This window comes from Paenibacillus sp. RC67, from assembly GCF_030020805.1.
Lineage (GTDB): Bacteria > Bacillota > Bacilli > Paenibacillales > NBRC-103111 > Paenibacillus_S.
On record NZ_CP125098.1, the window covers coordinates 6565912 to 6581681 of the forward strand.

At 44.8% G+C, this 15770-nt stretch carries 12 protein-coding genes; 1 reads left to right on the forward strand and 11 read right to left on the reverse strand.

Annotation, left to right across the window (positions count from 1 at the left end):
- Positions 1-169: 169 nt before the first annotated feature.
- Complete coding sequence (locus QMA13_RS29750; protein ID WP_282937266.1) at positions 170-4777, forward strand: X2-like carbohydrate binding domain-containing protein; 4608 nt, start codon at positions 170-172, stop codon at positions 4775-4777.
- A gap of 265 nt (positions 4778-5042) precedes the next feature.
- On the opposite strand, the gene QMA13_RS29755 is transcribed toward QMA13_RS29750, so the two are convergent.
- From QMA13_RS29755 to QMA13_RS29805, 11 genes are all read right to left on the reverse strand, one after another.
- The gene (locus QMA13_RS29755; protein ID WP_282937267.1) at positions 5043-5957 is read right to left on the reverse strand and encodes a cation diffusion facilitator family transporter; all 915 of its coding nucleotides are present in this window, start codon (positions 5955-5957) and stop codon (positions 5043-5045) included.
- A gap of 350 nt (positions 5958-6307) precedes the next feature.
- Positions 6308-6949 carry an FMN-dependent NADH-azoreductase gene (locus QMA13_RS29760; RefSeq protein WP_282937268.1) on the reverse strand — a complete coding sequence of 214 codons (642 nt, stop codon included), beginning with the start codon at positions 6947-6949 and terminating at the stop codon, positions 6308-6310.
- A gap of 32 nt (positions 6950-6981) precedes the next feature.
- On the reverse strand, positions 6982-7455 hold the full coding sequence (locus QMA13_RS29765; RefSeq protein WP_282937269.1) for an SRPBCC domain-containing protein: 474 nt from the start codon (positions 7453-7455) through the stop codon (positions 6982-6984).
- Positions 7448-7768 carry an ArsR/SmtB family transcription factor gene (locus QMA13_RS29770; RefSeq protein ID WP_282937270.1) on the reverse strand — a complete coding sequence of 107 codons (321 nt, stop codon included), beginning with the start codon at positions 7766-7768 and terminating at the stop codon, positions 7448-7450. Before QMA13_RS29770 ends, QMA13_RS29765 begins: the two co-directional genes overlap by 8 nt.
- A gap of 222 nt (positions 7769-7990) precedes the next feature.
- Complete coding sequence (locus tag QMA13_RS29775) at positions 7991-8752, reverse strand: DeoR/GlpR family DNA-binding transcription regulator (protein ID WP_282937271.1); 762 nt, start codon at positions 8750-8752, stop codon at positions 7991-7993.
- Positions 8753-8779: 27 nt separating this feature from the next.
- A complete protein-coding gene (locus tag QMA13_RS29780; protein WP_282937272.1) occupies positions 8780-10255 on the reverse strand; it encodes a rhamnulokinase in 1476 nt (491 codons plus the stop codon).
- A gap of 22 nt (positions 10256-10277) precedes the next feature.
- On the reverse strand, positions 10278-11540 hold the full coding sequence (rhaA, locus tag QMA13_RS29785) for an L-rhamnose isomerase (RefSeq protein WP_282937273.1): 1263 nt from the start codon (positions 11538-11540) through the stop codon (positions 10278-10280).
- 22 nt (positions 11541-11562) lie between these two features.
- On the reverse strand, positions 11563-11934 hold the full coding sequence (locus QMA13_RS29790) for a sensory rhodopsin transducer (RefSeq protein WP_282937274.1): 372 nt from the start codon (positions 11932-11934) through the stop codon (positions 11563-11565).
- A 48-nt stretch (positions 11935-11982) separates the two neighbouring features.
- Positions 11983-14052 (reverse strand): bifunctional aldolase/short-chain dehydrogenase, encoded by a 2070-nt coding sequence (locus QMA13_RS29795; protein ID WP_282937275.1) that lies wholly within the window; start codon positions 14050-14052, stop codon positions 11983-11985.
- Positions 14053-14600: 548 nt separating this feature from the next.
- Positions 14601-14879 carry an FtsW/RodA/SpoVE family cell cycle protein gene (locus QMA13_RS29800; protein ID WP_349254179.1) on the reverse strand — a complete coding sequence of 93 codons (279 nt, stop codon included), beginning with the start codon at positions 14877-14879 and terminating at the stop codon, positions 14601-14603.
- Positions 14767-15729, reverse strand: coding sequence for an FtsW/RodA/SpoVE family cell cycle protein (locus tag QMA13_RS29805; RefSeq protein WP_282937277.1), 963 nt, complete (start codon positions 15727-15729; stop codon positions 14767-14769). The genes QMA13_RS29800 and QMA13_RS29805 overlap by 113 nt, the downstream gene beginning before the upstream one ends.
- Positions 15730-15770 lie beyond the last annotated feature (41 nt).

Consider the following 15770-nt stretch of genomic DNA (forward strand, 5'->3'; position numbering starts at 1 on the left):
CTCTCCTCATTCAAAAACTCCAAATCACTGCTGTACATCATCCAACCCAAAAAAAGCAATAATCTGATAATAGTCAGCAACCATGGAAAAAAGGGCAGCCCAGTGGTGTGATATAATTTTGTTCGTAATTAAGAAAACGCTTACAAACACAAAAAGGAGGTATTGGTTAATGGGTTTATTTATGAAAAGAAAGAACTTGACCGGCATCGTCTTAATTGTATCACTGCTATTAAATTTGTTTATTCTCCCTGGCCCCTCTTCCGTTTATGCCGCAGATGGTCCTACAGATGATGAACCGGAACAGGGCAGCACCCCATACGCGTACATTAAAGGAGGAACGTTTGACGAAAGATCTGATGCGTTAATCCAGTATTTATCCAAGTCGCTGCCAAGCCAGCCAACCAAGCCTAAATATGCTATGGCCTACCACGTCTCGAGACTGCTTATGGGAGTGGATACGGATTACGCTAAGGCACAGATAGAGTCCATTCTCGATAAACATGATATCAATGACGAATATGCTTTCAGTATCCATGCTGTCATGAACGGATATTTGATCGGTAAAGAGAAGTATACTCCTGTTCTAACGAATAAGACTAAAGCCTATCTCGCCAAATGGGACTACTCCAAGCCGCTTGCATACACTGCCGCGAACTATGAATTAATGACCTATGGGGCAGGTTATCTGGCTGCAGAGGAATGGCCTGATTTTGTGGATGCAGGTGGCAATAACGCGCAAAAAATCAAAGAAGTGACCCTCCCCTACATTGAGAAATATTTAAATTCGATTCCGGCCAAGAATATTGCCGAACACGGTCCTGTGTACTACGAAATCGATATTCATGCCGTCAAAATGATTGCCGATTTTGCCCAGAATACAGAGCTCAGACGTAAGGCTTCTATGGTTGTCGACTGGATGATGACAAGCCTTGCAGGAGACTGGAATCAAGGCTACCTGACAGGAACGTCGGATCGTGCCAAGAACTTATCGGGTACCGTCACGAGCCCAGATGCACCGGAAGCAACTGCCGCTGCGGGTTGGCTTTATTTTGGCGGTAGAAGAGGAATTAATGCTGCAGAAACGATGGCCTACCATACTTTCTTTATCGCTTATAAGGGCAAATACACCATGCCGAACATTCTATACTATATGGCCAACGACCGCAGTACACCTATAGTGAAAAAAGAAAGCATGCTGGAAGACGGACGGGATGTTAGACGATACACTTATCATTCATCCAATTACGGATTGGCCAGCCAGTACGATTTTACAGCGAACCCATACGATTATATTTATAAAGAAGGACGGCGCACAACGCTCAAATGGGTTTCGGATAAACCGTTTAGTACTTTCGTGCCTATGCAGGACAACCGCTTCCGGCCGTCGGATAAATATCCGAACGTGTTAGGATATGGGGAAAACCCCTTTCAACAGGTGATGCAGCATGAGCGGACCCTCATCGGTGTCTATAACGTTTCCGACCCGAATTATGGTTTTTCTACGATGTATGTTCCTTTTTCCAAATCCGGCTCCATTGTAAAAAGAATTGAATCCGACGGTTGGATTTTTCGCCATACGGGGAGCATGATGTTTGCATTTAAACCGATCAAATCTTTTACATGGGATACCCAGCCTATCGATTACGATATCGTCTGGAGCGACCAGCTAAAGAACGGATGGATACTGGAAACAACAGAACTGACGCCTTATGCTACGGGCAATGTAGACTCCGAGCTGGAGGCTTTCAAGAACGATATCCTGTCAAAAGCTTCAATTGATGCCAGTGCTATCGATGCAGTCAACCCTAGACTTACCTATAAGTCCATCTACGGCTATACGCTTGATCTGACTTATCGTCCACATGCTGCGACCTATGTCGGTCAAAATAAACTGAATGGTGTACCTGTTAATTATTCGGCGTACCCGATGATCGATATGCCATGGGCGCATCAGGATGTCGGCAGTCCTGTGTTGAATCTTCAGTACAATGGCTATGGCTTAACGTATAATTTTGCAGACTGGACTGTGACGGAAACAGGTACGGCTCTGCCGGAACCGCAGCCTGTGAACATGCCGATCGTAATTCCTAGTGCCGCTCCTAAAAATCCCGCACCGCTTCCTAAGCCATCCGGTACACCTTGGTACATTGATGATTTTGAAAGCGGAAATGTGGAGTCATGGACACCGGTCTCAGGATCTTGGGCTCCAGCTGTTGACGGTACTTATACCTATAGACAATCTAATGCGTCCGCTTCTAATGCACTCTCTTCGTCAGGTTCGCCTCTGCTTACGGATGTTGATCTGGAAGTGAAAGTGAAGCCGCTGTCCTTCAACGGTAACGACCGTGCCGTAACGATCGCGGCGAGGTATACAGACGCCAATAATATGTATTTTGTCCAGCTAAAAAACAGCAATAAATTAGAGCTGAGAAGAAAAGTATTGGGCGCAAGCGATCTATTGGCTTCGACAGAGTATCCCATTACAGCAGGTACAACCTACACGGTAAGGATGATCGTTCTAGGACATACGATTTCTGTGTATATCAATGGTAAGCTTCAGCTTACCGGGACGGACACCGGGCTAGCTTCAGGGAAGATCGCACTCGGGACTTCTTATACGGATGCGGAATTTGATAATCTGATTCTTTACGATTTGTCGTCGAACCCTGTGCCGCAGCCTCCGCAGCAGGAAAGCTATACAACCCTAACGCTAGATGCTGAGGCGGACACTTACGTTCAGCCGGGATCAACCAATGGAAGTAAAAACTTTGGAACAGCTACAACAATGATCGTGAAGAATGATACCAATAATGCCGGGGGCAACACGAGAATGGCTTTCGTGCGCTTCCCTCTAAACAATCCCGGTAATAATAATATTAAAAATTATTTGGATCAAGGGGCGCAAATTCAGAGTGCGAAGCTGCTGTTAACAACCGTTAAGGTTGGCGCTACACCAAGCATTCAAACCCTTGGATTACTTAACAATGATACTTGGGACGAGAACCAAATCACATGGAATAATACCGTTACCGGCTTCACGTATTCCCCAATTAAAACTTTCGCGGGTCCATTATCCGGAGGTCAAGCCATAGAGATTGATATCACGCCGCAGGTCTTGAATAAAGTTCTCGGCAACGGAAAAATATCGTTTAAAATATTATCCAATACGGACAATGCTACAGCGAATGTAGAATACGGGACCAAAGAAAATACAACCGCAACCAATCGGCCTAAGCTGGTAGTGACATTGGTTCCTCCCGCCATTAAAGGAGGTTTGCCATCGGGCACGGTTAACAACAACTATGGAAATAAGCTTCTTACGTCCAATCTGTCACCTTCCGTAACCTGGTCGGTCTATAGGGGAGCATTGCCGCCAGGCCTTACCCTTTCGAATCAGGCGGATAGCGTAACCGGCAATGTTTACGGAAGTTTATCCGGTAGCCCGACGATACCTGGCATTTACAGCTTCACCCTTCAAGCAACGAATGGTACCGTATCCGCCATCAAATCATTTACGGTTCCTGTGTATAAACCATTAATAACAACGGAAGCCTTATTTGATGCGCACGAGGGCAGACAAAGCGCTTTGGATGTAACCGTCTCTCCAAGCGGACCAAGCGTTACAGCAATCACCAATGGAACGACTCCGTTGGTACTGGATCAAGATTATGCTGTCGACCCATTGTTCAACTATATGTACACCATTTCAGATAATTATTTAAAGGGCTTGGACGTTAGACCAGAGCCTTATCCTATTATTTTTCATTTCAGCGATGGGACCACAGCTAATGTCAACGTGTATATGATCGATTCGCTGCAGATTACGACCACCAGCCTGCCATCAGGTAAAGTATCACAGCCCTATCCTGACTCAACCATTGCATCTAATCTATCTCCTATCGTGACATGGTCGATCAGCAGCGGAATGCTGCCTCCTGGCCTTTCACTACGATCTTTTACGGATAACGTCAGCGGCAACGTGTATGGTCAGGTATATGGCGTTCCAGGCAAAGCGGGAAGCTACACATTTACTTTGAAAGCTGACAATGTAAGAGATCATGCTGAGAAATCGTTCACGGTTACGATCACTCCTGCAGACTCAATTATTACAACTGAGCTTGCCACTTTTGATAAAAATAGCAGCAAGCAGACGGATATCGCTATCCAGATGATAACTAATGGAAATACCCTGCTCAACGTGTTTAAAGATTCCACTCCTTTAGTTCGGGATAGAGATTATACCGTTTCGGAGGATCAGGTTGTCATCAAAAAACAATTTCTATCCAGTTTGAATACGGGTGTAAGCTCATTTTCCTTTGATTTTGATTATGGGACCGACCCGCAGCTGACTTTAACGATTGTGGATACTTCTCCTGTGATCTCACCCATAAAGGTGGATTACGATAAAGGGAACAAAAAAGGAACCAAATTAGAAGTATCGATTCCAGCGAATGCTGGTCATTTGCTCTCTATTACGAACGGCTCTTCGGTGCTGAAGCAAAAGTCCGATTATAAATTAATAGGCAATACCGTAAAGATCAAAAAAAGATTTTTGAACAAACTTCCGTTAGGACAAACCCAATTAACCTTCCATTTCGATACGGGCACAGCTCCGGTATTGACGATTAACGTCACGAAATCACAGGGTAATAAGGACGCAAAGGATAAGGATAAGAAAGACAAAGACAAAGACAAAAATAAAGATAAAGATAAAGTGAAAGATAAAGAGGAAAAGATTAAAGACAAGAATCAAGCTGACAAAGATAAGGATAAATAATAAAAAGGAGCCTCTGGGCTCCTTTGATCTGTGGAGAAACCTGTATTTCCGAGAAATATGCTATATAGGTAAGTGGGGTATGCCTCGGAGGAGTTTACGTCCGCCTTTGAAATCCGTGAATATACCGCTAAAATCTAATCAAATTCACGGGTTTCAACAGCGGCTGGAGGGGCATACCCCACTGGAGTATAACTAGCAATATTTCAAGTTTTGCAGGTTTCTCGACATCCTGAGGAGCCCCTAGGCTCTTTTTTTAGTTTTGTGTCTAATTTCCTGTTTTCAGGTTTTCTTCTTCATACCAAGGATTTAAATGAATCAATACTTCTTCTACATCCTTATGGTGTTTCATGATCGTTTGTTTGATTTTTCGAGAGACGTCATGCCCTTCCTGAACGTTTAATTGAGCTGGTATACCTACACGAACGTCAATCAACACATATTGACCAAAGGCTCTTGCGCGAAGTCGATCAATTCGTTTTACTTCTTGAACCGAAAAGACAAGCTCTTCGTATTCTCTCAGTCTTTCTGGGGAGACCGTTTTCTCCATTAACACGTCTACAGCTTCTTTCCCCATATGATAGGCAAGCTTCATTACAAAATAGGCAACGACAATCCCCGCTGCTGCATCCCCATAGCTCAAAAACTCAATATTATATTTGTCTCCAATGATTGCCGCCCCAATCCCAATAACGGCTGCAATGGAAGCATACACATCAGCAAGGTGGTCAAATGCTGTTGCCTCAAGGCTTTTGCTGTTGGTTTCTTTGCCAACTCTCATGCAATACATGTACAGCCACTGCTTCCAAATCAACGAAAGAAATGCAGCGATTAACGCAATAAAGCTTGCTTCTGCCGCTGTCTCAAAAAATGATTCAATCGAGTGATACGCTATAAAAATGGCTGCGATAGCCATAATAATGGCTACCATCGCGGAACCAATCAGCTCACTTTTCCCATGTCCGTACGGATGATCTTCATCCGCTGGCTTTTGAGCGACTTTCGCCGAACCTAAAGCAGCCATGGTTGCAATAACATCCCCCGCATTGTGAACACCGTCCGCTATTAATACCTGGCTATTGAATAAAAAACCTACGATAAGTTTGATACCCGTTAACAATATATTACTTACTAAGCTTATCCAGATCGCAATAACATTCGATGCTACCTTCTGATTGCTCACGCCAATCTTGCCTCCAGTCACCAATTCATTGCCTAATAATAGAGTGTTGTCTAAATATTAGAATCCATTGCAGGCATACAATGCGCAACGGCCAGTCTGCTTATGTATTGTTCCAGAATAAGCTAAGATGATCTTAAAAACGACAACGATAGTAATCATAATAGATGAAGTATGTGTGGGTCTAGAGAAACAGTTTTGTCATAGTCCCTAAATATGAGCGAGGGTAAACAATGTTGAGTTAGACCAAAAATCTCGATGGATTCTCGGTGAAACACAAAAAAGACCTCTCTTTCGAGAGATCTTCTACTTTCTAGGAAAGGTGCGACTTGGCTCTTACGAGATCAAATTTGCTAAGCCGATGCCAATAATTTCGCGGCAGCCTCGCTGAGCCGAAATGCCTGCTGCTTGATCTCCTCCGCTTTCTCCGACGCGAGGACCGTTCCCTCGGCAATAATAGAATCCAGCATCTCTATGCCCATAAAGCGCATAATCGTTCTAATATAGCTGTCACTAAACTCCAATGCTGAAAGGTCGCCAGAGTAATCCAGCCCTCGGGCATTGATATGAATTCCTTTCTTACCCTCAAGCAAACCAACGGGTCCTGCTGACGTGTTCTTGTAAGTTATCCCCAGCTTCACGAGCGTGTCAATATACGCCTTCATCAACGGTGGCACGCCTAAGCTCCACATTGGCGAAACAAATATATATTTGTCCGCACTGACAAATTGAGTCGTTAGCTCGTTTTGAGCCGCGATCTTTTGTTGCGATGCTGCGCTCAATGAAGGAAAAGCAGCACCCTTTTGCAAAGCTTGCCAACCGCTTAATACATCTGAGTCTATAAGCGGAATAGACATTTTGTACAAATCCAATTCTATTACTTCATCACCGGGATTGTTGGCCTTGTAAGCGTCAAGGAAATGGCGACCGATCGACAGGCTGAATGAGGTTTCCTCTTTTCCTGGATTAGCTGAAACGTAAAGTACTTTTGCCATGACTTTCTCCTCCTTATTGATCAATCGATACATTATTCGTTACGCAACGATAGCGGATTCCCGCTTTCAAGCAAGCTCTTTAAACTGCTGAGTATAACCGGCCAGCCATTATTAATACCGTCTTCATTAATCCCAGCAAAGCCTGTATGCTCACTGCGGAAATCCGTCGGCAGCAGCTCTTCATGTTTAAGCGACAGCTTGACATTCGAGTTCATCGGCTGCAGCTCGAAGGTTACCTTCGTGGATTTTTCGCGAACGGTCTGATCTTCCGCCCATGTAAACGTATAGGAAAGATGCTGATACGGCTGGCTTTTCAATACAACGCCTTGTGCGGCGACCGTTCCGTCCTTAATAAGGAAGGTGACCGACGAGCCTTCTTTCCAATCAGACTGAACTTTTCTTCCGAACCAATATTTTTGCGTAAATTCACCATTCGTTAGAGCTTCCCAAAGCTTCTCCGGCGTTGTTGCGATATAGGTGACATAAACAAAAGTAGAATTATCCATCAGCGTCCTCCAGTTTAATTTTCAATTCACTTAATGCCTCCATACGATGATGCTCGTATTTCCGAATCCAGCGATCATAGATGTCGCCGATCGGAGCGGCGTTCAAGTAATGCAGTTTATTTCTCCCCTGCCATTCAACTGCGATTAAATTAGCCTCCTCCAATATGATTAGGTGTTTCGTTACAGATTGGCGTGTCATGTCCAGATGGTCACACAACTCGCCCAGCGTTTGCCCATTTCTCTTGTATAGCTGATCGAGCAATTGTCTACGGCTTCCATCTGCTAAAGCCTTAAATACATTATCCATATCCATATGTGTATTATATGCAGCCAAATAGCTGCATGTCAAGCAACAAATCGCTCTCGTAGTTTTCGCCCTATTTTAAATCAGTTCTATCGCGGTTTCATGAGACCATTAACGATGGATTCCTGTACAAGCTCCCCTTGCCTAAACAAAAAAAAAAGCGGATGACCAGAACTAGTTCTGATCATCCGCTTTTACCGATTCCATATTGAGGCTTTAGACTCTAACATATCATACCGTTACGACAGAGATTCCGCGATTTTGCAGCTGCTCCAACGTTTCCTGAGCAATGTGACGATCCGTAATAATGGTATTAACCTCTGATAAATCAGCCACATGAGTAAAAGCTTGTACTCCGAATTTGCTAGAATCTGCAAGCAGAATGACTTCATCCGCCATACCGATCATCCGCTCTTTAACACGGGCTTGCAGCTCGTTAGACTCGCTGATTCCGCGTTCAAGATGCACGCCTTTACAAGATAGGAAGACTTTGTCTACGTGATAGGTATCCAGAGAGCGTTCCGCTAGTGGCCCTACAAAGGACAGGGAACGTTGAGCCAATATGCCCCCTGTCGAGATCACTTCGATCTTCTCTTTCTTGCTCAGCTCCGTTGCGACCTTGATTGAGTTAGTAAGGACGGTCAGAGGAAGATCAGGGACCTCCGCAGCCATATACCAAGCTGTCGAGCTGGCATCAAGAAGAATGCGATCCTTCGGTCCGATCAACTTGATCGCTTCCTGGGCAATCCTTTTCTTCTCCTCGGCGTGGGTGATTTCCCGTTCGAAATAAGGAATTTCCGGTTGCTGGTCGTCTTTGATACTAACCGCCCCACCATGCGAGCGGGTCAGACGACCTGCTTGTTCCAAGCGATCCAGATCACGGCGAATCGTCTCTTCCGTAACCTGAAAGAGCTCACTAAGCTCAGAAACCCTTATTGCACCTCTTTGGTTAACCACACTCACTATTTTCTCATAACGCTCCGCAGCTAGCATAGACTACCTCTTTTCACACAAACAAAATTATTCTGCAAGTCCAGTCAGCTTAACAAATCTGTCGTAGGCATGACCCCACAGCTCTTGTTCTTCAGGCTTATATTCCACAATAGGGAAAGAGTCACGGATGGCTTGACGCGCTTCCCAAATATCTGCAAAGACGCCTTGGGCAATCCATTGGACAGCCATATTTCCGATAGCACTGCCTTCCGATGGCCCCGCCCATACGGGCTTGCCAATTGCATTAGCTGACCACTGGCAAAGCAATGTATTTTGAATGCCACCGCCTACCATATGCAAACCATTGAACGTTTGTTCAGATAGGCGTTCGGTCATCTCGAATACAAATCGATACTTCAATGCAAGGCTTTCCAGAATGCAGCGGACGATCTCACCCACTGACTCTGGTGCCTGCTGTCCTGTTTCAAGACAATACTGAGCGATTCGGGCAGGCATATCTCCTGGCGCCAGGAATAGCGGATGGTCCGGATCAATGAATGCACTGAACGATTTAGCTGCTCCAGCCAATTGGACCAGTTCGGGGAACGAATACGATTCCCCTGCTTTTTCCCATACGCGGCGACTTTCCTGCAATATCCACAAGCCCATAATATTTTTGAGCAAGCGATAAGTCCCTTCGACTCCACCTTCATTCGTGAAATTGAGCTTTTGAGCCCTGTCATTAATAACCGGTTCCTGAACTTCAGTTCCCATCAACGACCAAGTCCCACAGCTTAAGTAAGCGAAGGAACGATCTGTTGCCGGTACAGCCGCTACTGCAGACCCTGTATCATGCTCAGCCACCGCGTAGACGGGAATCGACGGGATTCCCAGCTCATCACATACGGAAGCTTGCAGCATTCCAGCTGTGCTTCCCGGCTGCAGTACTTCACCGAACCATGATTCAGGTAAATCCAGCTGCTTCAAAAGCTCCTTATCCCAATCACCTTGGACTGGATTATATAACTGGGTCGTTGTTGCATTGGAAAATTCATTTTGTATCTCTCCGGTCAAGAAGTACCGCAGCAGATCTGGAATCATCAGGAATCGGTTGCCCTCTTGCAGCCAAGGAGAATTAGCTTGTTTGAGAGCATAGAGCTGGAAGATCGTATTGAACTGAAGAAATTGAATCCCCGTTCTGCCGAAAATTTCAGATGCAGGAAGCTCGGTGAACAGCTTCTCCATCATATTCTCCGTATGGCGATCTCGATAATGATAAGGATTGCCAATCAACTCGCCATTCTTACCGATGAATCCAAAATCAACGGCCCAGGAATCAATCCCAATGCTAGCGACTTCGATTCCTTTGTTCTTGGCAATCAGCAGCCCCTGCTTGATTTCATGATATAACCGTAAAATATCCCAATGCAGGCGGTCGCCCACCTGCACTGGATCATTGGAAAACCGATGAAGCTCTGTGATTTCGATCTTACCGTCTACCAAGCGGCCCAGCATAGCTCTTCCGCTGCTCGCCCCGAGATCAAAAGCAATAATGTTTCCCAAAGGTATCACCCTTATTCGTTAATTAGTTGCCGCGCTTAAGCAGTACTTCCTGCTCATAGTTCTTTATCTCTGCAAGCCATTCTTCACGTACAGGAACGCCCTTGGATGCACAGTAGTAATCCCAAATTGCGCCGAAAGGATACGATTTGAACTCTTCGGTTAAAGCTAGACGAGTTGTGTAATCTCCTTCCAGTTCTGCTTTCTTCAATGCTTCCACTGGATCCAGCATCGCGCGGAGAAGCGCTTTGATGGTGTTGCGTGTTCCGATAACCCAAGCTGCAACCCGGTTAATGCTCCCATCGAAGAAATCAAGACCGATATGTGTTTTATCAAGCAGTTCGCCGCGAACAAGCTCCCGACCGATTTCAATTAATTCATCATCCATAGTAACTACATGATCGCTATCCCATCTCATCGGACGGCTCACGTGCAGCAGTATGCCATCTGAGAACAATGCAAGCGACGACAGTTTATTAGAAATAACCTCTGTCGGATGGAAGTGTCCTGCATCCAGGCAGATCAGTTTGTTGTTTTGGATACCATAACCCATATAGAACTCATGGGATCCTACAACATAAGCTTCGGAACCAATACCGAACAGCTTGCTTTCTACTGCATCCAGGTTGTATGCCGGATTGATTTCTTCTGCAAATACTTCATCTAATGCCGATTTCAAACGCTGTCTCGGAGCCATACGGTCTGCCGGAACATCCTTATAGCCATCCGGTACCCATACATTCGTTACGCAAGTTTGACCCAGCTGCTCGCCGAAGTAGGCGCCGATTTTTCTAGAGGCTTTGCAGTGGTCGATCCAAAATTGGCGAATTTCAGGATTAGGATGGCTCAGTGTAAATCCATCCTTGGAATTCTCATGAGAGAAACAAGTAGGGTTGAAATCCAGTCCCAAGCCTTGCTCCTTAGACCAGTCCACCCATTTCTGAAAATGCTTCGGCTCAAGCTTATCCAGTTCCACTTTCTCTTCCGTATCTGCGTAGATAGCATGAAGGTTCACCTTATGCTTGCCGGGAATTAACGAGAACGCTTTCTCCAGATCTGCGCGAAGCTCGGCTGGTGTGCGTGCTGCTCCTGGATAATTGCCAGTGACCGAGATACCGCCTGTCAGATCCTGATCACGATTCAGGAATCCTTTTACATCGTCGCCTTGCCAGCAATGCATGGAAATTTTGATTTGTTCCAGCTGCTCAAGTACTTTATCCACATTAATGCCATGGGCTGCATACAGGTCTTTAGCCAATTCATAATTGGCTTGAACTTTTTTATCCATTTGTACAACTCCTCTACTTCTATTATTTGATGGGATAAGCTATAACGGACATAAGAGCGTTCTCAGCCTGAGTCGCATCCAAGCGACTGTATTGCACAATAATAGGAATACTGCTCTTCACTTCAATCGCATAAGGAACGCCGACGGGTATGTACGTCCCATCATTATTTAATGAGCTCGTGCGGATATGCTTCGTACGGCGTGCTGGAACGACTTCCGCGATATTCTCTATCGGATCGCGATCCTCAAAGAAGATGGTAATGGTCAGCTCGGCATCCTCCGATGCGGTATTCAATACACAAATCGATTCATGGCTGGTCAACGCCCCGGAGCTGAGCTCCGGGATGTAACCGTCAGGAATGATCCATACCTTTTCCCCTGTGGCTGATGGCATGTGATACGCCTCCTTTAAATAATATCCATTTAACTAATTTACGTATAATTAACGAGTAAATGCAGCAGGTACGCCGCCATCGATGGTCAGCATGCAGCCTGTTGTTTTATCCGATTTCGAAGAAGCAAAGAATGCGATGCCTTCCGCAATATCGCGAGGGTAAATATTTACAAGCAAGGTTGTGCGTTTACGATAGTGCTCTTCCAGTTGATCCGGTTCGATGCCGTATGCTGCGGCACGTTCATTACGCCAGCTTCCGTTCCAGATTGCAGAACCTTGCAGGATCGCATCGGGCAGAATCGTATTAACACGAATACCGAATTCTCCGCCCTCTGCAGCTACGCAGCGTGCAAGATGAGCTTCCAGTGCTTTTACAGAGCTGTAGGCAGATGCGCTTTTGCCTGCATAAACCGAGTTTTTGGAGCCGATGAATACCATGTTACCACCGATAGCTTGTTCCTTCATCAGGATGAACGCTTCACGAGCAACGAGGAAATATCCTGTTCCAAGCACGTTCATATTCAAATTCCATTCTTTCAAGGACGTTTGGTCGAATGGGCTGGAAGTGGCAAGACCTGCGTTATTGACAATAATATCTACACCGCCATAAGTGATTGCCGTTTCTGCATAAGCGGCTTTGATCATCTCTTCGCTGGTTACATCCATCTTAACCGCGATTGCACGATTCTCACCATACTTCGCGTTGATTTCCGAAGCTACATTCTGTGCACCTTCAAGGTTAAGATCTGCCAGAACAACATGCGCGCCTTCAGAAACTAAACGACGTGCTGTTTCGCTACCGATTCCGCCAGCTCCGCCGGTGATGAAAGCAATTTTACGTGAAAATTCAGCTTCTGCCGGAGCCAAGGATAGCTTGTAAAGCTCAAGCGGCCAGTACTCTACGTTGTAAGATTCATTTTCACTAAGGGATACGAATTGCCCAAGTGCCGTAGCGCCTCTCATAACTGCAATCGCACGGTGATACAAAGCGCCGCTTACTTGAGACATAGCCCAGCTTTTACCGGTATTGATCATACCAACGCCAGGAATGAGAATAACGCGCGGCGCGGCTTCGAACATGACATCTCCATCATTTTTGTTGCGGTCAAAATAGGCTTTATATTCTTCTTTATATGCTGCAATACCTTCTTTTAATTTCGCTTTCAGTCCGTCAATATCATCCGCATTAGGAGTCCAATCAATGAACAATGGAACCACTTTCGTGTGAACGAGATGATCCGGGCAAGCCGCTCCAACTTGGGAAAGGGCTGCGGAGCTTTGTCCTCCTACGAATTGCAGTACATCTTCAGCGTCGTCGAAGGAAAGAATCATTTTCTTAGCATCACTTACTGCGCCGCGGATCGTTGGCATCACTTGTGCAGCAACGCTTCTACGTTCTTCAGCAGTCAAAGCGCCATGCTTCACGCCGCCAAAAACCTGGCTTTCTTTAACACGTGCTTCGATAAAGCTTTCCGCTTCGGTAATGATCTTGATCGTTTGAGCATAAGCCTCTTCAGAAGTTTCACCCCAAGTAACCAGACCATGCTTCTCCATCAGAACAAGCTCAGCTTTAGGGTTGTTCAATACGCCTTCAGCTATCATTTTGGATAGTTTGAAACCAGGACGGATATAAGGAACCCATACGAAACGGTCTCCAAAAATTTCAGTAGCCAACGCTTTACCGTTATCTGCGCAGCAAAGACTGATGATAGAATCCGGGTGAGTATGATCAACATGTTTGAATGGTAGGAATGCATGAAGCAAAGTTTCAATAGAAGCACGTGGATGTTTAGCATCAATCATACAGTTCGCCAAGTAGGCGACCATTTCTTCATCAGGCATTTCGTCTTTCTCGAACAATGGACGAATATCATCCATGCGCAAGCCGGTAAAATTAGATGCCTTCATAGTTGCTAGATCAGAGCCGCTGCCTTTAACAAACATAACTTCGATGTCACGACCACGGAAATCTTTTACGATCGTTTTACTAGAGGTATTGCCACCCCCGTAATTGCATACACGACGATCTGTACCTATCAAATTAGAGCGATAAACCAATTGATCGAGACCTGTAACCTGCTCTGCTGCTTTAGACGCTTCCCACAAACTTTGTACCATGACTATACCTCCGCTTAGATGTTTATTTTATTTTGTTTACATCTTATCATATTTGTTTATTTTTGAATACTGTGTTTTTTTATATAAAACAAAACAAAACAAAAACAATTAAAGAGCTCTGCGAACTATAAACGGCAGCCTTGGACGATAATAACATCCTAGACTGCCGCTGTTTTTTGCGTACATATATTACTTTCAAGCCAGTGCCTCGCCTTTACTGGACTTATCTTATAGTTACCGAGGTTCGAAAAAAAGAGACTGCGTCGGATTTTCATCCTCCACAGTCTCCATTGTCTTGCCTAAACACACTCTCTCTACCTCTAGGGCAGTTCCATTCGTATGAATATTCCACCCTAGGTCGGCGTAAAACTAAACCTTGTTTCATATCTCTTTTATATCTCTCTAGTTGTCTTTATCTATTAGGGAAAGATTCACTTTCCGGGAACAACATGCCGACATCTTCATAGACGGGGCCTGATTTCATTATGTTGCAAGATACCGAGTGGTAAAATAAGGTATATCTATTGATCAGCATCCCTTGGCCATAGCTAGCTTTGACTAATTCGTTTCATATTACGCAATCGATTTCTCTCTCGAGAAATACTTAGCAGGATGCCGATACCCGCCAAACAAACCAGCATGGAGGAGCCTCCATAGCTTATCAAGGGAAGCGGTACTCCGGTTATTGGCATACACCCTGTGACAGCCCCTATATTAAATACGAATTGAATCCCTATCATACTGACAATACCTGTCCCTAGCAATAGACCAAAAAAAATTGGAACTTTGAAACGCAACAATAAAACCTCTCGCAAGGAAAATAGCATAAATCAGTATAAAGAATACAACCCCTACAAAGCCTAACTCTTCCCCCATAATAGCGAATATAAAATCCGTATGGGCTTCGGGCAAATATCGCAGCTTCTGGATGATTTTACCAATTCCTGCGCCTGTCAACCCGCCGTGGCCTAAAGCAAAAAGCGATTGAATCAGCTGATAGCCTGTTCCGGAGGAATCCTCCCAAGGATTCATAAAGGAAGTAATTCTCTCTAGGCGATAGCTTTTGGATACAGCTAAATAAACACAGATGGGCGCAATAACGAAGACTAGTTTCAATAGATGCCATAAATTCGCCCCTCCCATAATAATAATAGTACCCGAAACGAATAGAAGAATCAGACTGGAACCAAAGTCCGGCTGAAGTAGAATAAGAAAAGCAACGAACCCCGTCAATAATAACAAAGGAGATAATCCCGTTTTGAAATCACGTATCTTATCTCCTTTTTTATCTATTAAAGCAGCCAAGAAGATAACGACAGATATTTTGACGAATTCAGTAGGCTGAATGCCAAAGCTTCCAACACCGATCCATCGTTTGGCACCATTAATTTGAACACCCACGACAAGCACGAGTATCAGTGTTACAATCGAAGCCAACAGCAGTGGTCGTGACCATCGCTTTAATATTTGAAAAGGAACGTTCATAAGAACAACCATCAACAACAGACCGAGGAATGAGAAGATGAATTGCTTTTTCACGAAATACCAACTCGTATCATATTTATATAAGGCATTGGCAGAGCTTGCACTAAATACCATAATTAATCCAAATCCCACGAGTGAAATAGTTAAAAATAGCAATAAGAAATCCGGTTTTCCCCTTGTAGATGTGTTCACTCTACTAATCCCCTTTTTTATTTCGCCAAATAGGTATGACA

Coding starts and splice junctions, on each gene's coding strand:
- QMA13_RS29750 (WP_282937266.1), top strand. CDS start 170: ATGGGTTTATTTATGAAAAGAAAGAACTTGACCGGCATCGTCTTAATT.
- QMA13_RS29760 (WP_282937268.1), bottom strand. CDS start 6,949: ATGGCAAAAGTACTTTACGTTTCAGCTAATCCAGGAAAAGAGGAAACC.
- QMA13_RS29765 (WP_282937269.1), bottom strand. CDS start 7,455: ATGGATAATTCTACTTTTGTTTATGTCACCTATATCGCAACAACGCCG.
- QMA13_RS29770 (WP_282937270.1), bottom strand. CDS start 7,768: ATGGATATGGATAATGTATTTAAGGCTTTAGCAGATGGAAGCCGTAGA.
- QMA13_RS29775 (WP_282937271.1), bottom strand. CDS start 8,752: ATGCTAGCTGCGGAGCGTTATGAGAAAATAGTGAGTGTGGTTAACCAA.
- rhaA (WP_282937273.1), bottom strand. CDS start 11,540: ATGGATAAAAAAGTTCAAGCCAATTATGAATTGGCTAAAGACCTGTAT.
- QMA13_RS29790 (WP_282937274.1), bottom strand. CDS start 11,934: ATGCCATCAGCCACAGGGGAAAAGGTATGGATCATTCCTGACGGTTAC.
- QMA13_RS29795 (WP_282937275.1), bottom strand. CDS start 14,052: ATGGTACAAAGTTTGTGGGAAGCGTCTAAAGCAGCAGAGCAGGTTACA.
- QMA13_RS29800 (WP_349254179.1), bottom strand. CDS start 14,879: ATGCTATTTTCCTTGCGAGAGGTTTTATTGTTGCGTTTCAAAGTTCCA.